At 33.3% G+C, this 20,254-nt stretch carries 18 protein-coding genes; 11 read left to right on the plus strand and 7 right to left on the minus strand.

All coding sequences use genetic code 11. The features are described from left to right. The first annotated feature begins 7 nt into the window (after window positions 1-7). From EM932_RS11075 to EM932_RS11090, 4 genes are all read left to right on the plus strand, one after another. Window positions 8-418, plus strand: coding sequence for an HYC_CC_PP family protein (locus EM932_RS11075; protein ID WP_135877254.1), 411 nt, complete (start codon window positions 8-10; stop codon window positions 416-418). Between the two features lie 186 nt (window positions 419-604). Then, window positions 605-1,321, plus strand: a complete 717-nt coding sequence (locus tag EM932_RS11080; protein ID WP_135877255.1) for a heavy-metal-associated domain-containing protein — start codon at window positions 605-607, stop codon at window positions 1,319-1,321. Continuing rightward, window positions 1,322-3,577, plus strand: coding sequence for a TonB-dependent receptor (locus EM932_RS11085; RefSeq protein WP_135877256.1), 2,256 nt, complete (start codon window positions 1,322-1,324; stop codon window positions 3,575-3,577). 138 nt (window positions 3,578-3,715) lie between these two features. Further along, window positions 3,716-4,102, plus strand: a complete 387-nt coding sequence (locus EM932_RS11090) for a heavy-metal-associated domain-containing protein (RefSeq protein ID WP_135877257.1) — start codon at window positions 3,716-3,718, stop codon at window positions 4,100-4,102. 936 nt (window positions 4,103-5,038) lie between these two features. Here the strand turns inward: EM932_RS11090 and groL are convergent. The 7 genes from groL to miaB form a co-directional block, all read right to left on the minus strand. Beyond that, the gene (gene groL, locus EM932_RS11095; protein ID WP_135877258.1) at window positions 5,039-6,673 is read right to left on the minus strand and encodes a chaperonin GroEL; all 1,635 of its coding nucleotides are present in this window, start codon (window positions 6,671-6,673) and stop codon (window positions 5,039-5,041) included. Window positions 6,674-6,781: 108 nt separating this feature from the next. Continuing rightward, on the minus strand, window positions 6,782-7,057 hold the full coding sequence (locus tag EM932_RS11100) for a co-chaperone GroES (protein WP_135877259.1): 276 nt from the start codon (window positions 7,055-7,057) through the stop codon (window positions 6,782-6,784). 175 nt (window positions 7,058-7,232) lie between these two features. Continuing rightward, window positions 7,233-7,595: a preprotein translocase subunit SecG gene (gene secG, locus EM932_RS11105; protein ID WP_135877260.1), complete on the minus strand. Its 363-nt coding sequence runs from the start codon at window positions 7,593-7,595 to the stop codon at window positions 7,233-7,235. A 2-nt stretch (window positions 7,596-7,597) separates the two neighbouring features. After that, a complete protein-coding gene (locus EM932_RS11110) occupies window positions 7,598-8,635 on the minus strand; it encodes a hypothetical protein (RefSeq protein ID WP_135877261.1) in 1,038 nt (345 codons plus the stop codon). Between the two features lie 4 nt (window positions 8,636-8,639). Next, the gene (locus tag EM932_RS11115) at window positions 8,640-9,143 is read right to left on the minus strand and encodes an LptE family protein (protein ID WP_135877262.1); all 504 of its coding nucleotides are present in this window, start codon (window positions 9,141-9,143) and stop codon (window positions 8,640-8,642) included. A 162-nt stretch (window positions 9,144-9,305) separates the two neighbouring features. Then, on the minus strand, window positions 9,306-10,574 hold the full coding sequence (locus EM932_RS11120) for a sigma-54-dependent transcriptional regulator (RefSeq protein ID WP_135877263.1): 1,269 nt from the start codon (window positions 10,572-10,574) through the stop codon (window positions 9,306-9,308). 43 nt (window positions 10,575-10,617) lie between these two features. Continuing rightward, window positions 10,618-12,066 (minus strand): tRNA (N6-isopentenyl adenosine(37)-C2)-methylthiotransferase MiaB, encoded by a 1,449-nt coding sequence (gene miaB / locus EM932_RS11125; protein ID WP_135877264.1) that lies wholly within the window; start codon window positions 12,064-12,066, stop codon window positions 10,618-10,620. A gap of 177 nt (window positions 12,067-12,243) precedes the next feature. On the opposite strand from miaB, the gene EM932_RS11130 reads away from it, so the two are divergent. The 7 genes from EM932_RS11130 (at window position 12,244) to EM932_RS11160 (ending at window position 20,251) form a co-directional block, all read left to right on the plus strand. Next, window positions 12,244-12,942 carry a lipocalin-like domain-containing protein gene (locus EM932_RS11130; protein ID WP_135877265.1) on the plus strand — a complete coding sequence of 233 codons (699 nt, stop codon included), beginning with the start codon at window positions 12,244-12,246 and terminating at the stop codon, window positions 12,940-12,942. A gap of 21 nt (window positions 12,943-12,963) precedes the next feature. Then, window positions 12,964-13,404 (plus strand): hypothetical protein, encoded by a 441-nt coding sequence (locus tag EM932_RS11135; RefSeq protein ID WP_135877266.1) that lies wholly within the window; start codon window positions 12,964-12,966, stop codon window positions 13,402-13,404. A 16-nt stretch (window positions 13,405-13,420) separates the two neighbouring features. Then, window positions 13,421-14,662, plus strand: a complete 1,242-nt coding sequence (locus EM932_RS11140) for an LVIVD repeat-containing protein (protein WP_135877267.1) — start codon at window positions 13,421-13,423, stop codon at window positions 14,660-14,662. A 122-nt stretch (window positions 14,663-14,784) separates the two neighbouring features. Beyond that, window positions 14,785-15,555 (plus strand): hypothetical protein, encoded by a 771-nt coding sequence (locus tag EM932_RS11145; RefSeq protein ID WP_135877268.1) that lies wholly within the window; start codon window positions 14,785-14,787, stop codon window positions 15,553-15,555. Between the two features lie 14 nt (window positions 15,556-15,569). Continuing rightward, window positions 15,570-16,352, plus strand: a complete 783-nt coding sequence (locus EM932_RS11150) for a hypothetical protein (RefSeq protein WP_135877269.1) — start codon at window positions 15,570-15,572, stop codon at window positions 16,350-16,352. Between the two features lie 138 nt (window positions 16,353-16,490). Beyond that, the gene (gene topA / locus EM932_RS11155) at window positions 16,491-18,983 is read left to right on the plus strand and encodes a type I DNA topoisomerase (protein ID WP_135877270.1); all 2,493 of its coding nucleotides are present in this window, start codon (window positions 16,491-16,493) and stop codon (window positions 18,981-18,983) included. A gap of 101 nt (window positions 18,984-19,084) precedes the next feature. Further along, complete coding sequence (locus EM932_RS11160; RefSeq protein WP_135877271.1) at window positions 19,085-20,251, plus strand: formimidoylglutamase; 1,167 nt, start codon at window positions 19,085-19,087, stop codon at window positions 20,249-20,251. Window positions 20,252-20,254 lie beyond the last annotated feature (3 nt).

Raw genomic sequence — 20,254 nt, forward strand, 5'->3', positions numbered from 1 at the left:
TTGTTCTGTGATAAAACTATTACATAAAGGGTTTTCAATGTTTCTGGCATTACTGGTTTTGTTTTCGACAGTATCTTTTACTATTGAAAAACATTTTTGCGGTGATGTTTTAGTCGATATTTCCATTTTTACTGAAGTGGATAAGTGTGCTATGGAAACTTATGAAATCGCTTTAGAAAAAATCACGAAAAAGCCGTGTTGTAAAGATGTCGTTGATGTTATTGAAGGTCAAAATGAATTAAAATTTTCTTCATTTGAAGACTTAGATTTTGAGCAGCAACAAATCTTTGCGTCTTATATATATACTTATTTTAGTCTTTTTGAGGAGTTACCAAAACTAACAATTCCTCATAAAGATTATTCTCCCCCTAATTTGGTCACCGACATACATGTATTGGACCAAGTCTTTATAATTTGATTTATTGTCATTCCTGTCTTTCGTCTTTAGTTTATGCAGAGCGTAGTCGGAGCATTCAAGATGAACTCAAGCAGGAACCTCATCGATTATAGATGAGTTTAAAGTGAATTCCCGCTTTACTGAAACAAGTTCAGCATAAATTGCTGGAATGGCAATCAAGATTATTCAATCAAATTATTTTTCAAAATGAAACATACATATGCAATTACGGGTATGACCTGCAATAGTTGCAGAATATCGGTAGAAGATAAGCTTAATGCTATTGATGGTATTTCAAACGCTACAGTAAATTTAGAAAAAGCAGAGGCCTCTATTGAGATGTCAAAACACATTTCTCTAAATATACTCCAAAAGGTGTTATCGGATAAGTATTCGATTTCAGAAAATAACGTATCAAGTATAAGTAATGTAAAAGAAAAGAAATCAGAGTTCAGACAGTTATTTCCGTTGTTTTTAATCTTTGGGTATATAACAGCTGCATCCATTTTAATAAATTATAGATCATGGAACGGAACCGATTTTATGCTCGATTTTATGGGGCTTTTCTATATTGTTTTTAGTTTTTTTAAGCTTTTAGATTTAAAAGGCTTTCCAGAGTCCTTTAAAATGTACGATCCATTGGCTAAAGTAATGCCTATTTATAGTTGGATATACCCGTTCATTGAATTGGTATTAGGAATTTTGTTTTTGATGCGTGTCCAAATTCCAATAGCCTTAATAATCACGTTGGTTATTTTAGGAATAACAACTATAGGAGTCACAAAAACACTTTTAAAAAAGAAAACGATTCAATGTGCTTGTTTAGGAACCGCACTAAAACTCCCCATGACTAAAGCAACGTTTATTGAAAATAGCATCATGATTGTTATGGCAATTGTCATGCTAATTAAGACCTATAATTAAATGAAGAACATAATATATATACTATTAATACTTCCTATGGTGATGTTATCTCAAAACAAAATTAGTGGGATTATCATGGAAGCAAATGAAAAAAACGAACCCATTGGTTTGCCTGGCGCTAATGTGTATTGGTTAAATACATCTGTTGGAGCTGTAACAGATATAGATGGAAAGTTTAGTATCCCTTACAAAAAGGATTATACGCAATTACTAATTAGTTACGTGGGCTATAAAACAGATACCATAACAATTTCGAAGCCTGAAATGGTAAGGCACTGGTTGCAGTCAACAGATAATTTAGATGCTGTTACAATTAAATCCAGAAAACAAGCAACATCAAAATCATATTTACAAGCTACGAATGTATTTACTGTAAGTAGTGATGAATTGTTAAAAGCAGCTTGTTGTAACCTTTCCGAGAGTTTTGAAACCAATCCGTCTATTGATGTGAATTTCGCTGACGCTATTACGGGAACGCGACAAATAAAAATGTTAGGACTCAATAGCCCATATATTTTAATTGCTACCGAAAACATTCCTTCAATTCGGGGGGCTTCACAAGCTTTTGGGTTGAGTTTTATCCCAGGAACCTGGGTGGAAAGCATTCAAATAACTAAAGGAGCAGGTAGTGTTGTAAACGGTTACGAAAGTATAGCGGGACAAATAAATGCAGAGTTGGTAAAACCAACAACTGATGATAAGTTGTTTGTGAATCTATATGGAGCTAGCAGCGAACGTTTAGAGTTAAACACACATATCAATACAAAAGTAAGTGACAAATGGCATACAGGTTTGTATTTACATGGTAATACCCATAATAAAGAACACGATGTTAATGATGATGGTTTTATGGATATGCCCAAGTATAATCAAATTAATATTATGAATCGTTGGCAGTATACAAATGCCGAAAAAGGTTTTGTGAGTTTTATAAATCTGAAATTTTTAAATGATGAAAAACAAACAGGACAACTTGGTTTTAATCCAGATACTGATAAGTTGACAACTGGAGTTTGGGGAAGTGAAATTGATACAAGGCGTTATGAAATATCGACTAAATTAGGCTATGTAAATCCAGAAATCCCATATCAAAGCCTGGGAGTTCAAACAGCATTTAGTAGTCATAAACAGGATTCTTATTTTGGGCTAAATCAATATGATATCACTCATAACAGTTTGTATGCGAATGCTATTTATAACTCTATTATTAGCGATTCCAGGCACAAAATAAAAACAGGAGTGAGTTATACTTACGATCATTATGATGAACTTGTGAATACTACAGAATATGAAAGAACAGAAAGATCTGTAGGTGCATTTTTTGAATATAATTATGACAATTTAGAGAAGCTGAATTTAACAGCAGGGATTCGTATAGATGACCATAATTTACTAGGGACATTTGTAACACCTCGTGTGCATGCTCGCTATACACCCTGGGAGAAATCGGCATTACGAGCATCTTTTGGACGCGGAAAACGTAGTGCAAATATTTTTGCTGAAAATCAACAGTTATTTTCAACCTCAAGAGTGGTTAAGATAACGAGTTCCTCTCCTTCGGGGAGGTTAGGAGGGGCTATTTATGGTTTAGACCCAGAGATCGCATGGAATTACGGTGTGTCTTATTTGCAAGGGTTTAATCTTTTTGGAAGAAAAGCAGATATCACTTTAGATTTTTATAAAACGGATTTTAAAAACCAAGTGGTAGTTGATTATGAAAACCCGCAAGAAGTGAGCTTTTATAATTTAGAAGGCGATAGTTATGCAAATAGTTTTCAAGTAGAGCTTAATTACAATGTGTTTGAACATTTCGATTTACGAATGGCTTATAAATATTATGATGTAAAAACGGATTATAATTCTGGCAAATTATCAAAACCATTAGTTCCAACCCACCGTTTATTTGCAAATGCGTCTTACGAGACTCATAAGCAAGACGATGGTCAACACTGGAAATTTGATGCAACTTATAATTGGTTGGGAGAGCAGCGCTTTTCCTCAACAGAAACGAATCCTGTACAGTATCAATTACCAGGCAAAACACCAACATTGGCAACGTTAAATGCGCAAGTAACTAAAGTGTTTTCTCCCAAATTTGAAGTATATTTAGGAGGTGAAAATATTACCAATGTGAGACAAAATAATCCGATTTTAGGAGGAGACGACCCTTTTGGTTCAAATTTTGATACCACATTTGTATATGGTCCCATTTTTGGGAGTATGTATTATGCAGGATTGCGATTTAAATTAAAATAAATTCCCTCGAAGGAGGGAATCTCATTAATTGAAACTGATGTCCGACTAGACAAAGTAAAAATGAATCTTTTTAAATTAAGAACTAAAATTAAACAGATTGCCACGTCGTGCCTCCCGCAATGACAAAATAACAGAATTATGAAAAAACTAATAATAATAGTAGCCGTATTAATAACAACAGTATCATTTGCACAGAACAAAAACGCTAGAGCCTCCATGGAAGTTGATGGTGTTTGTTTAATGTGTAAAAGCCGTATTGAAAAAGCAAGTTTAAATACCAAAGGTGTGAAGTCGGCAGTATGGAATGTAAAAACCCATGAATTGAAACTGATTTATGACGAACGCAAAACAGATTTAAAAACCATACAAACCAGTATTTTGGCTGTTGGTCATGATACTAAAGAAGTGAAAGCAACAGACGAAGCTTATGCTACTGTGCACCCTTGTTGTAGGTACAGAGATGAAGCCGTTAAAGGCGATCATAAAGAAGGTAAAGAGTATAAGGAAGGTGATGGTCATAATTAGCAATTTCGTTTAAATGATTTATATTATACTTAGCTCTTCTTTTTACAGGGTAGTATCTCACCAAGTGTGTAAAGTCAAAAAAATATCGAGAGTTGCAACCCTCGATATTTTTTTGACTAATTTTATTTACACACTTTACGGGATAGTGTCTTTTACAGATTCTACATGAGAAATAAAACTACTACTCATTCCCACCTTTTGAGACAGGGCAACTTGAGAGATTTTCTTTTCCTATCTCATTTCTTTAACTTTTTTGATTATATATCTTTCAATTTTAGTAGCCAAGAATCAATTTAATTATAATGCAAATTGACATATTTTTTTATTTATAATAAATCTAAAGGTACCTGGGCGTGGGCTTTCTTATTCGTGCACGGGTATACCAGTACCGTGATAGCGATAATTTGAGTTCCACGCCTTTTTTGTTTCCGCACATTTAAGGTTTTATTAGGATTTGTCTCAATTAATTTAGCAACGCCTATGTTGTTATCATAACACCTAGGTCCGCTATAAATGCAACTAATCTGCCTGTCCGGACCAGGCAGGTTCAACTTAAATTTTATGAGTGTTCGTGTTATGCGAACCCTTAAACCTAACTTTACTAGTAAAACATACTTTAATTCTTATCCGAGATTCACGTTAATTTTAACGTGAGTTATAACCAAAGTTTTATAAAATTAATACCATTTCTTGTTTGGAATTACTGTAAAATAAAATAATGATTTTTTGCTTTATACAAAATATAAAAATAAAGCATAGCCTCAGTTACGGTTTCTTTTTCTATTGAAGTAGAAGGCGAAAAAGGGTGTTTTATTACGGTTATTTCAAATGAGAATTGGTATAAGACATCGACCCAACTTAAAATAGAAGTGATAAAAAAACGCCTCAAAAATAAATCGAGGCGTTTTTTTATAATTTGCGTGTCGAGGCTCTCGACTACATCATTCCTGGCATACCACCGCCACCCATTGGAGGCATAGCTGGCACTGCGTCTTCTTTAATATCGATTAATGCACACTCGGTAGTAAGAATCATTCCAGCAACAGACGCTGCATTCTCTAATGCAATACGTGTTACTTTCTTAGGATCTATAATACCAGCTTTAAGCATATCTACATATTCTTCAGATTTGGCATCGTAACCAAAATCTTTTTTACCTTCTAAAACTTTAGAAATAACAACGCTTCCTTCACCACCAGCGTTTTCAACAATAGTACGTAGAGGAGACTCGATAGCACGTGCTACAATTTGAATTCCTGTTACTTCGTCTAAGTTTTCAGTTGTTATCTTTTCTAATACAGATTTTGCTCTTACTAAAGCAACACCACCACCAGCAACAATACCTTCTTCAACAGCAGCTCTGGTTGCGTGTAACGCATCATCAACACGGTCTTTTTTCTCTTTCATCTCTACCTCACTAGCAGCACCAACATAAAGTACAGCAACACCTCCAGCTAACTTAGCTAAACGTTCTTGTAGTTTTTCTTTGTCGTAATCGCTAGTGGTTGTTTCAATTTGAGCTTTAATCTGGTTTACTCTAGCTTTAATGTCTTTTGCAACACCAGCACCATTAACAATCGTTGTATTATCTTTATCAACCGTTACAGTTTCAGCAGTCCCTAACATGCTTAAGTCTGCATTCTCTAAAGTAAATCCTCTTTCTTCAGAAATAACCGTACCACCAGTTAAGATAGCAATGTCTTCTAGCATTGCTTTACGTCTGTCACCAAAACCAGGAGCTTTAACAGCTGCAATTTTAAGTCCACCACGTAATTTGTTTACTACTAAAGTAGCTAAGGCTTGTCCGTCAACATCTTCAGCAATAATTAATAAAGGGCGACCAGATTGTGCTACAGGTTCTAAGATTGGAAGAATTTCCTGTAGGTTAGAAATCTTTTTGTCAAATAATAAAATGTATGGATTCTCTAAATCAGCAATCATTTTATCAGCATCTGTTACAAAGTAAGGCGATAAGTATCCTCTATCAAATTGCATCCCTTCAACAACATCAACGTATGTTTCCATACCCTTAGCTTCTTCAACAGTAATAACGCCTTCTTTACCAACTTTACCAAAAGCGGTAGCAATTAATTCGCCAATAGTATCATCGTTATTTGCAGAAATAGCAGCAACTTGCTTTATTTTTTCTGAAGAGTTACCAACTTGTTTAGATTGTTTTTCTAAATCGGCAGTAATAGCTTTTACTGCTTTATCGATACCACGTTTTAAATCCATTGGATTTGCACCTGCAGCAACATTTTTTAAACCTTCTTTTACAATAGCTTGAGCTAAAACAGTAGCAGTAGTAGTACCATCTCCTGCTAAATCGTTGGTTTTAGAAGCTACTTCTTTTACCATTTGAGCTCCCATGTTTTCATGTGGGTTTTCTAACTCAATTTCTTTTGCTACGGTAACACCATCTTTAGTTACTTGTGGTGCTCCAAAAGATTTACTAATAATTACATTACGTCCTTTAGGACCTAAAGTTACTTTTACTGCATTGGCTAATGCATCAACACCACGTTTTAATCCGTCACGTGCTTCAATATCAAATTTTATATCTTTTGCCATTTTTTTATTATTTTTTGACATTCCCGCCTTGGTGGGAATCTGTTTAATAGAAATTTAGTTTTTATTTGAATGGGATTCCCGCCTTCACGGGAATGATAGAATTTATTATTAGATAATTGCTAAAATGTCACTTTCGCGCATAATTAAATAATCTTTACCTTCTAGCTTAAGTTCGGTTCCAGCATATTTTCCGTATAAAACAGTGTCTCCAACTTTTACAGTAATAGGTTCATCCTTTGTGCCTTTTCCAGCGGCAACTACGTTTCCTTTTTGTGGTTTTTCTTTAGCGTTATCTGGAATAATAATTCCTGATGCGGTTGTAGTTTCAGCTGCAGCAGGTTCAATAAGAACACGGTCTGCTAATGGTTTAATATTTAATGCCATTTGTTATATTTTTTAATTAATTTAAAATATGTTTTTTCTTAACGCTTAAGCGTTATACTAAAAATGTGCCAATGATTAAGAACTGACAAACTTGCAGACCTGTCTACCAAATAGGTAGAAACAAAAAATGCCAACTTTTAAAGTTGGCATTTTTTGTTTCTTTTATTGAGCAGAATTAATTCCCTGTAGAATCTGCTGGTGTTGCAGTTGCAGCATCATTAGTTGCAGGCAACGGTGCAGGTAATGCAGGCGCACTTGTAGCTGCATCTTGGTCTAAAGCTTTAGAATCTATATTGTCTCCACCTCTGTTAATTGCTATGTTTGAAGCTAGTATTAAAACTAATAATAGGGTTGCTAAAGTCCACGTGCTTTTGTCTAAAAAATCGGTTGTCTTTTTTACACCACCTAATTGTTGTGTTCCGCCGCCACCAAAAGATGATGATAATCCACCGCCTTTAGGGTTTTGCACCATAATTACTACAATTAGTAAAAATGCTACCACTACAATTAATGCTAAAAATATTGTAAACGTACTCATTATTATATATTATTTTGTTCTTGTAATTGCTCTATTGCGTTAATTTGGTCTGCAAAGAAACCACTTTTTTCTGGATATTTCAAACTTAAAACTTTATAAGATTGAATTGCTTTTTTGTAGTTTTTTTGTTCTACATAAATACGTGCTAAAGTCTCAGTCATTAAGGCTTCAGGTTGTATCATCTGCGCTTTTGCAAGATTTCCTTTGGTAATTGTAGCTCGAAAAGGGTTTATCTTGGGATTTTTTGTGATAAATTCATCAATAAGCTCAAACTTTTTAGCTTTGTTTAACGCCTTGGAGGATTTCTCTTCTACCAAAACTGTACTTTTTGAGTTTTCTTCTGTGCTTTCGGAACTTTTAGTGTTGTTTGAGCTTTCTTTGTCTTGGTCTTCGTTTCTTTCAATAGGCGTGTAACGGGCTAATTTTAACCACTCATTAAAAGAGTGTGTTTCTCTTTTATCAAATTCAAAAGGTTTGCCTAAGCTTAATATATTGCTAATTGGTTTTTCTTGAGATTTAGTATCTTCTTTTGGTTTGGTTTCTTTAGTAACGTCATTTTCAGTGGTAATACTTTCAATAACTTCAGAGTCATCTAAAACAAAATTTGTTGTCATTTTTTTAGGTCGTTCTTCCTTAGGTTGGAATAATGTAGGATCTAATACGCCTATAGTGTCTTTAATCTGCTGTTTTAAAGTATGGTCTATTTTAACGCTTTTATTCACTGAAATATCCTCAACAGTAACATCAATATCTTTTAGATGAGAAATATTTTGTTTTATAAATTGTGAAATTTCATTTTGAATAAATACTTCCGATGTAATAAAATCAAATAAAATACTTCTGTCTGTAGTATAAGCAGCGGTTGTTTTAAGTTCTTGATTATATTTAAAACTACTTTTGTTTTTTAAGCCTTTAAGATATATAGCACGAGCCGATTGAAAATACGGAAATTCATCAACAACAGATTTTACAGCCTCAGTTTGCTGATGCGTTATAGTTTGTGGATGTTGTAATAAGTTTACGAAATCTGTCGCGTTCATCTGGTTACCATCTAGCTAGTGTTGCATTAATAATATCTTGTGTAATGCGCTCAAAAATTTCTTCGTGGGCCGTTGCTTTTTGACCGCCAACAAGTTGAGCGCTTCCTGGATAATCATAAAAAAATGAAAAAGATTGATCTAAATCTTCTTCTTCATTCAATCTATTATAAAATCGAATCTTAACTCCAATGGTTAATCTATTTTGAGCAGCTGTATTTTGGGATGTTGCAGTAGTTGGTGAAATTCTATAATTTGTTATTTCACCTTCATAAACCAAATCACCATTTGAAGGTACTAATCCTAAATTGGTTTGGTTTTGTATTAAATCCTCAAGCGCTAATTTAAAATCTCTTTCTAAGCCAGGTTCAATTAATAATGATGTGTTTTCAAAACGGTTTACCTGAAATGTTTTAGCATCTCCAGTTTTTACACCTGTAAATGAGTAAATACCACAACCAGAAAGGATTATGCTTACTAATAAAATAAAAATATATTTTGTGTATTTCATTTGTTTAATTGGATTCTTGCTTTCACTTCGATTAGGTTCAGTGTAAACTTTAGAATGATAATTGATTTATTTTTAAACGATTACTTTTTTATAATGTTGTTATCTTGACTATTTACTGAACACTGAACACTGAACACTGAACACTGAACACTGAACACTAATTTAAAGATCATATTGTTTAATCTTTCTATATAAAGTACGTTCACTAATTCCTAGTTCGGCAGCAGCTAATTTACGTTTTCCGCTGTGACGTTCAAGCGATTTTTTTATTAATTCTAATTCTTTGTCATGTAACGATAAGGTTTCTTCTTCCTCAATCTCTTCAGCAAAATGATATTTATCCTGAATATCAATAATTTCATCTTGCTCTGCAGGATGTTCTGGAATTGATAACACCTCTGTTTCTTGAACAGGGTTTTCGTAGATGGTTTCTTCCTCTTTGTTTTTGCCGTAAATTTTTTGAATTAACCCTTCATTATCCTTTTCAACATCCTTAGTGTTTCCATTTTTCATGAGCTCCATGGTAAGCTTTTTTAAATCATTTAAATCAGCTTTCATATCGAATAAGACTTTATATAAAATCTCGCGTTCACTGCTAAAATCACTTTCAGATTTTGATGTTTTTATAATAGCAGGCAAATTGGTTCCTGCTGTTGGTAAATAACCTCTAAGAGTCTCAGCAGTTATCGTCCTATTTTGCTCTAAAACGGATAGTTGTTCTGCAATGTTTCGAAGTTGACGAATATTACCGCCCCAGCGATGTTTTGCTAATACTTGAATGGCAGAATCTGTTAGTTTAACAGTTGGCATTTTATATTTGAGAGCAAAATCACTGGCAAATTTTCTGAACAATAAATGAATATCTTCTTGTCGCTCTCGTAAAGGAGGTAAATGGATATCTACCGTGCTTAACCTGTAATATAAATCTTCTCGAAACTTTTCCTTCTCGATAGCTTCAAACATATTTACGTTGGTAGCAGCAACAATACGAACATTGGTTTTTTGCACTTTACTGGAACCTACTTTTAAAAACTCGCCATTTTCTAAAACACGTAGCAAACGAACTTGAGTTGTTAGAGGCAATTCACCTACTTCATCAAGAAAAATGGTACCTCCATCTGCTACTTCAAAATATCCTTGTCTGGTTTGTGTAGCCCCTGTAAAGGCTCCTTTTTCATGACCAAAAAGTTCACTGTCAATGGTGCCTTCAGGAATAGCACCACAGTTTACCGCGATGTATTTATTGTGTTTTCTATGCGATAACTGATGTATTATTTTTGGAATACTTTCTTTACCAACACCACTTTCTCCTGTAACCAAAACCGAAATATCGGTAGGGGCTACCTGGATTGCTTTTTCAATGGCTCGATTTAGTAAAGGTGTATTGCCAATAATACCAAAACGTTGTTTTATTGCTTGAACTGATTCCATATTGTCATTCCTGCGAAGGCAGGAATCTCATTATTTATTGTTATTAATTATTATCACTTAACCCAATACCTTTCCCAATAAGCGTAGCACTAGTGCAGTCTGTTATTTTCACATTTACAAAGTCACCTATTTTATATGGCCCTTTAGGAAATACCGCTACAATATTTTGAGACGTACGTCCAGACCATTGTGAGTTTGATTTCTTTGATTCTTTTTCAATGAGCACTTCTACAATAGTGTTGAGGTGTTCTTTAGTTTTAATTTCACTATGATCACGTTGTAAATCAACAATATCTTGTAATCGTCGTTTTTTCACTTCCTCGGGTACGTCATCTTTCATTTTACGTTCTGCCAAAGTTCCTGGGCGTTCAGAATACGTGAACATATAACCGAAATTATATTTTACATAGTTCATCAATGAAACGGTATCTTGAAAATCATCTTCAGTTTCAGTAGGGAAACCAACAATCATATCCTGGCTAATAGCACAAACGGGAATAATTTGACGAATGTTATCAATTAAGGTCATATATTCTTTACGGGTGTGCAAACGATTCATCTCCTTTAAAATACGGTCGCTGCCACTCTGTACAGGCAAATGAATATGATTACAGATATTATTGTATTTTGCCATAGTTTTAACCACATCCAAGGTTAAATCTTGCGGATTTGATGTTGAAAAACGAATCCGCATTTTTGGCTGGGCTTTAGCGCATAGTTCTAATAATTTTGAAAAGTTTACAGAGGTTGCTTTTTGAATTTCACTTGCTTTTTCAAAATCTTTTTTCAAACCTCCGCCATACCATAAGTAACTATCTACATTCTGACCAAGCAACGTAATTTCTTTAAAACCTCTGTTCCATAAATCGTTCACTTCCTCCAGAATACTTTGCGGATCACGACTTCGTTCACGTCCACGTGTAAAAGGAACCACGCAAAACGTACACATATTATCACAGCCACGGGTAATAGAAACAAAAGCTGTTACACCATTTGTGTTTAAACGCACAGGTGAAATATCTCCATAAGTTTCTTCTTTTGAAAGAATGACATTAATAGCGTCTCTCCCTTCATCCACTTCTGCCAAAAGGTTTGGTAAATCTTTATAAGCATCTGGACCAACAACCAAATCGACAATTTTTTCTTCCTCAAGAAACTTTGTCTTTAAACGTTCTGCCATGCAGCCTAAAACACCCACTTTCATTTTTGGATTATGGGCTCTTTTTACGGCATTATATTTCTCTAAACGTTTGCGTACAGTTTGTTCTGCTTTATCACGAATAGAACAGGTGTTTACCAAAACCAAGTCGGCATCTTCTAAATTCTGTGTGGTATTAAAACCTTGGTTGGCCATAATTGAAGCCACAATTTCACTATCACTAAAATTCATAGCACATCCATAACTTTCAATAAAAAGCTTACGTTTGTTATCTTTTTTTTGTTCTAAAATGAGGGATTCCCCTTGTTTATTTTCGTCTATAATTTTATCCATAGTATTTCAAAACTGAAAGCAGTCAATAAGTGTGCAAAGATACGATTTATTTATGTTTTATGACAAAGTGGCAGTTTAAATTTCTTTCAGTTTTTAATAATTATTTGAAGCTATTTACGCAACCAAAATGAGCTTTGAGTATCTATTTAGAAAATAAACTTTTAAAACCCCACATTTATGAAAAAGATACTATTTGCTATTTCTATGATATTTTGTTTTATGAATATGCAATGCTCAGATGATGATACTAATAATGTAGATTCAGATAATTTATTAATAGGTAGTTGGGTAGAACCCACCTATGATGGTGAAGAAATAACATATAAGAGAGCTAACGCTCTACCTGAAAAAGATTACGGAATTTTATTCAAAGAAAACGGAAGTTTTGTTGAACGTTCTTCTGGTTGGTGCGGAACGCCTCCATTATCTTTTTTCGATTCTAATGGGGAGTGGACGTTAACTGATAAACTAGTAACAATAACTCAAGAACAATACCCTATTAATTACGCTTGGCGTATTGTTTCACTTACCAAAAATAAATTAGTGGTAAAAATAGAGTTAACAGAACAGGAAAAAGATCATCGTAAATTAATGGATTTGTTTAATGAGATTTATCAACTATCAACAAGTATTTCTTGTACTAATGCTAACGATTGGACTTTTACAGCTTATGGTTCTAAAGCTTGTGGAGGACCTCAAGGGTTTATCGCTTATTCTACACAAATAGATACTGTAGGCTTTTTGCAGAAAGTTAAAGAATATACCAATTTGGAACATGCATATAATATTAAATGGAACATAGTTTCAACATGTGATTTACCAGCACAACCGAAAGAAGTAACGTGCGAAAATGGGCTCCCTGTATTAAAGTATTAATCTAAAAAAAGGAATTTAATTATGTTGAAAAAAATTCTTTTTGTTGTTTCTGTAATGTGCTGTTTTTTGAGTATTCAGTGTAAAGACGACGACGATATCAAGCCTACTATAGATATTTGTGATCAAAAAACAGTAATAAATAAAAATATTTATAATAACTTAGTTTCTGCCGATTTTAATTTTGTTCGTACTGAAATAACGGATAATTGCTTAACTATTGAAATAAGTGCCTCTGGTTGCGACGGTAATTCTTGGGAGTTTAATTTGGTAGATTCTGGAGCTGTTGCCGAGTCTTCACCGGAACAACGTTATTTGAAGTTTCAATTAATTAATGAAGAGGCTTGTTTGGCTATTTTTAAAAAAACAGTCTCGTTTGATTTAACATCACTTCAAATTAATGGAAGTAATGAAATTATATTGCGCCTTGAGGGATTAGAACCTTCATTACGTTATAAATATTGAACTAAAATCATTTGCTATGAAATTTAAATATCTTTTTTTGTCCTTCGTTTTAATAAGCATTTGGTCTTGCGATAAAAAGGATCTTAACTTTGAGCTTGTTCAAGTGGCAATCCCAGAGTTAATGACTAAAGCTGACTTTAGAAACCTGGTTGAGATTACCGTCCCTAAAAACATTGAAGAAGCTGGTAAAATATATGCTTATAAGAATTATATTTTTGTTAGCGATAATAATAAGGGTGTGCATGTTATTGATAATTCTAATCCTAAACAGCCAAAAGTTACTAAATTTATTAAGATTCCAGGCAATGAAGATATTTCGGTAAAAGATGATTTCCTGTATGCTGATAGTGCAACCGATTTAGTGGTTTTTGATATCTCTAATATTAATTCAATTACTTTGGTTGAAAGATTAAAAGATGTGTTTAATATTTATGACTACAAGATTCCTGTTGAAGCTCAAGCTGTCGATTATGGTAAAATAGATTTAGAAAATAACATTATTGTAGGTTGGACGGTAACTACCGAGAGACGTAAGAAAATGGATAACCGATTTGTTGATGTTACTTTTCAAGATGGCGTTTTATCCACTGCAACTGCAGAATCAGTTACAGGGCAAGGCGGGTCTTTGGCACGTTTTCAAATAGTAAACAATTATTTGTACACCGTTGGGAATTATCAAATGACTATTTTTAATATTCAAAATTTGTCTTCACCGGTTCTTGAGAATACACAAAATGCAGGCTGGAATATAGAAACTATGTTTCAAGCTGATGATTATTTGTATTTAGGAAGTACCAATGGTATGTATATCTACAGTATTAAAAACCCATCATTACCTGAATATGTATCGGAGTTTATGCATTGGGAAGGATGTGATCCTGTGGTTGTTGATGGGAATTACGCATATTTAACTTTGCGTGGAGGAAACGATTGCGGGCAATTGGAAAGTGTTTTAGAAGTGATTGATATTAGTGATAAAACAATGCCAAAATTAGCAAGTCGCTATGAATTGGAAAACCCTTACGGATTAGGGGTTAAAGAAAATATGTTATTTGTTTGTGATGGTACTTCAGGTTTAAAGTTGTTTGATAAAGAAGAGCCGCTAGATGTGAAATTAACAAAAACATATAGTGAGATAGAGTCTAAAGATGTTATTCCATTAGAGAATAGTTTGCTAATGATAGGAGGTAATAATTTATATCAATATGAATATGTTGAAGGTGGCGTAGATTTAATAAGTTCCTACTCACTAAGGTAATATTCTGGTGTTTATAAATTTAAAAACCTGCTTTTATGCAGGTTTTTTTGTATTATATTGCAATGTGTTTTGTAAAAAACATCGCCCCTAAATCATTGTAAATAATTTAACCAACCAAATTTATGAATACATTAAACACCCTATTACAGAAGATAAGCAATGCAAAATCTTTAGATTTTGGTGATATTATTAGTAACTCTATAGATTTATTTAAAAAGGTTTGGCTCAAAGGATTTTTAGTTATTCTGTTTGTTGCCATTACTGCTATGATTTTAAATTTAATCTTTGGACTTATCGGTCTTGCTGCTAATCCTTTTGATATAAATAAAGGGTTTGATCTAGAGTCGCTTTCAGATTTCTATTCTCAAAATATAATTTACAGTATACCTCAAACTATTTTAGTTAGTACACTAACACTTGCTTTTGTGGCAGCTTTTTATAGGATTTGTAAGCAAATAGTATCGGGAGAAACAAGCCAAGATGATTATTTTTATTTTTTAAAGAAAGAATATTTTACTAAGGTGTTTATGCTCGGTATTATTTATACCGCAATAGCGACGGTTGCACAACTATTGTTTTTCATTCCTTACATTTATGTATTTGTACCATTATCATATTTTGCAGTTATTTTTGCTTTTAACCCAGAGTTAAGCGAAACAGAAATTGTAAAAGCAAGTTTTGCATTAGGAAATAAAAAGTGGCTTATAACCTTTGGATCCATGTTTGTTATAGGCATTATAGCCATGTTAGGAATACTAGGTTGTGTGGTAGGATTATTGTTTACAATGTCAATAATTTATTTGCCTGCGTTTTTAATCTATAAAGAAGTTATAGGGTTTAAAGCGGATAGTGAAATAGATCAAATAGGGCTTAGAGATGATTCGGATTATTAATAAAACCATCATATATGAATACGATTAACAGTTTATTAGAGAAAATAGAAAGTGCCAAAGCTTTAGATTTTGGAACTATTTTTAATGAGTCAATTGAGCTTTTTAAAAAAACCTGGCTTCAAGGATTTTTATTGCAGTTGTTTACAATAATTATCATGATGCCAGTAATTATTATTTTATACCTTCCTTTAATAGGGATGATAATTGCTCAGCAAGAAAGTGGTTATTCAGACCCCGAGGCGTTTAGCGGTTTATTTGCGGGAATGTCAATTTTGTATGTTTTATTTGTTATTGTTGGAATATTTGTTCTAGGAGCGCTTACTGTTGCTTTAAATGCTGCGTTTTTTAGAATTATGCAGAAGTTAGATTATAATCAAGCTGTAACAACATCCGATTTCTTTTATTTTGTAAAAGGAAAATATTTAAGTAAAATCTTTGTACTTATGTTGGCTTCTTTTGGAATTGCCATTTTAGCTGCGTTATTATGTTATTTGCCTATATTTTATGTGATGATACCGTTATCTTATTTTTCATTAATATATGCTTTTAATCCAGAATTAAGTGTGGGAGAGATTGTGAAAACAAGTTTTAAATTAGGACATAAAAAATGGTTGCTCACTTTTGGTTTAATGATCGTAGCCTCTATTTTATCTCAGATTGTTGGTTTTTTATTATGTGGAATAGGACTGCTTTTTACGGCTTCTTTCGTATATCATCCAATATATTTAATTTATAAAAATAGTATCGGTTTTAATGATACAGATCCTATTCAGGAAATAGGAACATTATCCGAATAAATTTTATTTTCAATATTAAAAACCTGCTTTGAAAATGTTAAAAAGCAGGTTTTTTTATTCAAATAATTAACAGATAATCCTTAAAATGCAGCAGATAAACTTTTTTTGATATACATTTGTAGCTTCAAAAATTGAAGTATGACGAAGAATTTAGTGATTGTTGAGTCACCAGCGAAAGCCAAAACCATTGAGAAATTTTTAGGAAAAGACTTTAAAGTAGAGTCAAGTTTTGGACATATATCCGATTTACCTTCCAAGGAACTAGGAGTTGATGTAGATGGTGATTTTAAACCAAAATATGAAGTTTCAAAAGATAAAAGGGCAGTCGTAAAAAAACTGAAAGATTTAGCTAAAAATGCAGAATGGGTTTGGTTAGCAAGTGATGAGGATCGAGAAGGAGAAGCTATAGCATGGCACTTGGCAGAAACTTTAAAGTTAGATAAGGAAAAGACAAAACGTATTGTTTTTCATGAAATCACAAAAGCAGCTATTCAAAAAGCGATTGAGAACCCTAGAGGTATCGATTACGATCTAGTGGATGCGCAACAAGCGCGTCGTGTATTAGATAGAATAGTTGGTTACGAACTTTCTCCTGTACTTTGGCGAAAAGTAAAAGGAGGTTTGTCTGCTGGTAGAGTGCAATCTGTTTCAGTAAGGTTGATTGTTGAAAAAGAAAGAGAAATACAGGAGTTTACTCCTGTAGCTTCATACAGAGTTGATGCAGAATTTTCTAACGAAGATGGGCAAACTTTTAAAGCAAAGCTTCCAAAGAACTTTTCAACCAAAGAAGAGGCTCAAAGTTTTTTAGAAAAAAATAGTGCTGCAAATTTTAAGGTTTCAGATTTAGAAAAAAAACCAGCGAAAAAATCACCAGCAGCACCATTTACAACCTCTACCTTACAGCAAGAAGCATCACGTAAATTATACTTCTCAGTAAGTAAAACCATGACAATGGCACAACGGCTATACGAAGCAGGTTTAATTACTTATATGAGAACAGATAGTGTTAACTTATCTGATGAAGCACGACAAGGAGCCCAGGCAGAAATTGAAAATGCCTATGGAGCAAAATATAGCAAGCCAAGAAATTATAAAGGAAAAGCAAAAGGAGCCCAAGAGGCGCACGAAGCTATTCGTCCTACAAACTTCTCAACACATTCGGTAGATATCGATAGAGACCAAGCACGTTTGTATGATTTAATATGGAAACGCGCCATTGCATCACAAATGAGTGAAGCAGAATTAGAACGTACCAATGTGAAAGTTAGTGCATCTACGCATAACGAAACCTTTACAGCTAATGGAGAGGTCATTACTTTTGATGGCTTTTTAAAAGTATATTTAGAAGGAACAGATGATGAAGACGTTGAGCAAGAAGGTATGTTGCCAGCAATGAAAACCAATGAAACACTTCTTAATAACTATATCACAGCAACAGAACGTTATACACGTCCACCAGCAAGATACACAGAAGCATCACTTGTTAAGAAGTTGGAAGAGTTAGGTATTGGACGGCCATCAACATACGCGCCTACTATTTCTACGATACAAAACAGAAATTATGTAGAGAAAGGGACTGTAGAAGGTGTTGAGAGAAGCTATACGCAATTAAGACTTCAAAATGGGAACGTAAATGATAAAACATTAACCGAGAAAGTAGGTTCCGATAAAGGAAAATTAGTGCCAACTGATATAGGTATGATTGTAACCGACTTTTTGGTAAATCATTTTGAAACCATATTAGATTATAATTTTACAGCTAAAGTTGAAGCAGATTTTGATGAGATAGCCGAAGGGAATGAAGATTGGACTAAGATGATGAAGTCATTTTATAAAAATTTCCATCCAAAAGTAGAAGACGTAAAAGAAAATGCTGAAAGAGAATCTGGTGAACGTATTTTAGGAACCGATCCTAAATCTGGAAAACAAGTAAGTGTGCGTTTAGGTAAGTTTGGACCTATGGTACAAATTGGTACTGTTGATGATGAAGAGAAACCGCAATTTGCTAGTTTAAGTCCAGATCAGCAATTAACAACGATCACTTATGAAGAAGCCATGGATTTATTTCAGCTTCCAAAAAGCCTGGGAACCTATGAAGGGGAAGACATTGTCGTAAATAATGGTCGTTTTGGTCCTTATGTTAAGTTTGGTTCTTCATTTGTTTCATTACCAAAAGGAGTAGACCCTTTAAGTGTAGAACTTGATGATGCTATCGTTTTAATTGAAGAAAAGCAAAAAGCAGATGCTCCTATATATACGTATAAAGAGTTGCCTGTACAAAAGGGTAAAGGACGTTTTGGACCATTTATTAAATGGAACAACATGTTTATTAACGTAAACAAAAAATACGATTGGGATAATTTATCTGATGAAGATATTGTTGAATTAATTGAAACAAAAATTCAAAAGGAAATAGATAAGGTTATTCATAATTGGGAAGAAGAAGGCATTCGTGTTGAAAAAGCACGTTGGGGAAGACATAATGTTTTAAAAGGGAAAGTAAAAGTAGAACTTGCAAAAACGGTAGATGTTTCAGAAATGACTTTAGAAGAAGCCAAAGCGATTATTGAGGCGAATACTCCAAAGAAAAAAGCAACTAAGAAAAAAACACCAGCAAAAAAGAAGAAGTAGAGATTGGTGTTAGTTGTTCCATATGTGTGCTGAGTTGATTAAAAATAATTAACTAACTATAATTCAATAAACAAAAAAAGAGGAAAAATCATCAAAATCAAATGAATTTTAATTTTTTATCACCTGTTTCAGATTTGGTTGTAGCTCATAATGAGTTGCTTTCGTCACAAGCCTTAGGAAGAAAATTTAAAATTCACTCTTTACAAAACGGTATGCCAGATTTAGATGATGTCGATATCGCTATTTTTGGTGTTTTGGAAAATAGAAATGATATTAACTATATAGGAGAAGAGTTTCAATTAGACGAAATTCGAAAATCCTTGTATGGTCTTTTTCCTGGAAGTTGGAATACAACAATTGCAGATTTAGGAGATATTAATAAAGGTGAAAGTGTTGAGGATACTTATTTTGCATTAAAAACGGCTATAAGTATTTTAATAAAGAAGAAAATTATACCTATCATATTAGGAGGTACTCAAGATCTTACTTATGCAAACTATAGAGCGTATGATAATTTAATGCCTATGGTTAATATTGTAAATGTTGATAGTAAGTTCGATCTGGGCGATTCAACAAAACCTATAAAAAATAATAGTTTTGTTGGTAAGGTTATTTTAGATCAGCCTTATAATCTTTTTAACTACGCAACCATAGGGTATCAAACCTATTTCAATTCGCAAGAAGAAATAGATTTAATGGACAGTCTTTATTTTGAATCCTACAGACTCGGGCAAGTATCTAATGATATAACAATTGCTGAGCCTGTATTAAGAGATGCTAATATTGTTAGTATTGATTTAACTTCGGTAAAAGGCTCAGAGGTTAGTTTAAATCAAAAATATTCGCCTAATGGGTTAGATGGAAAAGAAATATGTGCTATTTCACGTTATGCTGGTATTAGTAATAAAGTAACTTCTTTTGGTATATATGAATATAAACCATCTAAGGACGATAAAATAACATCCATGTTAGTTGCTCAAATGATCTGGTATTTTATCGAAGGTGTTAATTACAGAGTAAACGATGATGATTTTTCGGAAGACAGAAACTATCAAAAATTTATAACTCTTGTTGATTCTCAAGAATTAGTATTTTACAAGAGTAATAAAACGGGAAGATGGTGGATTGAAATTCCTTTTTTAGATGAAGTAAATAATAAATTGAAAAGACATACGTTATTACCATGCATGCATCAAGATTACCTGGATGCCTGTAATAATAAGTTGCCAGACCGTTGGTATAAAGCATTTCAAAAGAATTGTGTTTAGAGC

The organism is Flavivirga rizhaonensis (assembly GCF_004791695.1).
GTDB lineage: Bacteria > Bacteroidota > Bacteroidia > Flavobacteriales > Flavobacteriaceae > Flavivirga > Flavivirga rizhaonensis.

Excerpts from the sequence above, each read along its gene's own strand:
- miaB (WP_135877264.1), bottom strand. The coding sequence starts at position 12,066 with ATGGATAAAATTATAGACGAAAATAAACAAGGGGAATCCCTCATTTTA.
- topA (WP_135877270.1), top strand. The coding sequence starts at position 16,491 with ATGACGAAGAATTTAGTGATTGTTGAGTCACCAGCGAAAGCCAAAACC.
- EM932_RS11100 (WP_135877259.1), bottom strand. The coding sequence starts at position 7,057 with ATGGCATTAAATATTAAACCATTAGCAGACCGTGTTCTTATTGAACCT.
- secG (WP_135877260.1), bottom strand. The coding sequence starts at position 7,595 with ATGAGTACGTTTACAATATTTTTAGCATTAATTGTAGTGGTAGCATTT.
- EM932_RS11130 (WP_135877265.1), top strand. The coding sequence starts at position 12,244 with ATGAAAAAGATACTATTTGCTATTTCTATGATATTTTGTTTTATGAAT.
- EM932_RS11145 (WP_135877268.1), top strand. The coding sequence starts at position 14,785 with ATGAATACATTAAACACCCTATTACAGAAGATAAGCAATGCAAAATCT.
- EM932_RS11160 (WP_135877271.1), top strand. The coding sequence starts at position 19,085 with ATGAATTTTAATTTTTTATCACCTGTTTCAGATTTGGTTGTAGCTCAT.
- EM932_RS11140 (WP_135877267.1), top strand. The coding sequence starts at position 13,421 with ATGAAATTTAAATATCTTTTTTTGTCCTTCGTTTTAATAAGCATTTGG.
- EM932_RS11150 (WP_135877269.1), top strand. The coding sequence starts at position 15,570 with ATGAATACGATTAACAGTTTATTAGAGAAAATAGAAAGTGCCAAAGCT.
- EM932_RS11110 (WP_135877261.1), bottom strand. The coding sequence starts at position 8,635 with ATGAACGCGACAGATTTCGTAAACTTATTACAACATCCACAAACTATA.
- EM932_RS11090 (WP_135877257.1), top strand. The coding sequence starts at position 3,716 with ATGAAAAAACTAATAATAATAGTAGCCGTATTAATAACAACAGTATCA.
- EM932_RS11115 (WP_135877262.1), bottom strand. The coding sequence starts at position 9,143 with ATGAAATACACAAAATATATTTTTATTTTATTAGTAAGCATAATCCTT.
- EM932_RS11085 (WP_135877256.1), top strand. The coding sequence starts at position 1,322 with ATGAAGAACATAATATATATACTATTAATACTTCCTATGGTGATGTTA.
- EM932_RS11120 (WP_135877263.1), bottom strand. The coding sequence starts at position 10,574 with ATGGAATCAGTTCAAGCAATAAAACAACGTTTTGGTATTATTGGCAAT.
- groL (WP_135877258.1), bottom strand. The coding sequence starts at position 6,673 with ATGGCAAAAGATATAAAATTTGATATTGAAGCACGTGACGGATTAAAA.
- EM932_RS11135 (WP_135877266.1), top strand. The coding sequence starts at position 12,964 with ATGTTGAAAAAAATTCTTTTTGTTGTTTCTGTAATGTGCTGTTTTTTG.
- EM932_RS11080 (WP_135877255.1), top strand. The coding sequence starts at position 605 with ATGAAACATACATATGCAATTACGGGTATGACCTGCAATAGTTGCAGA.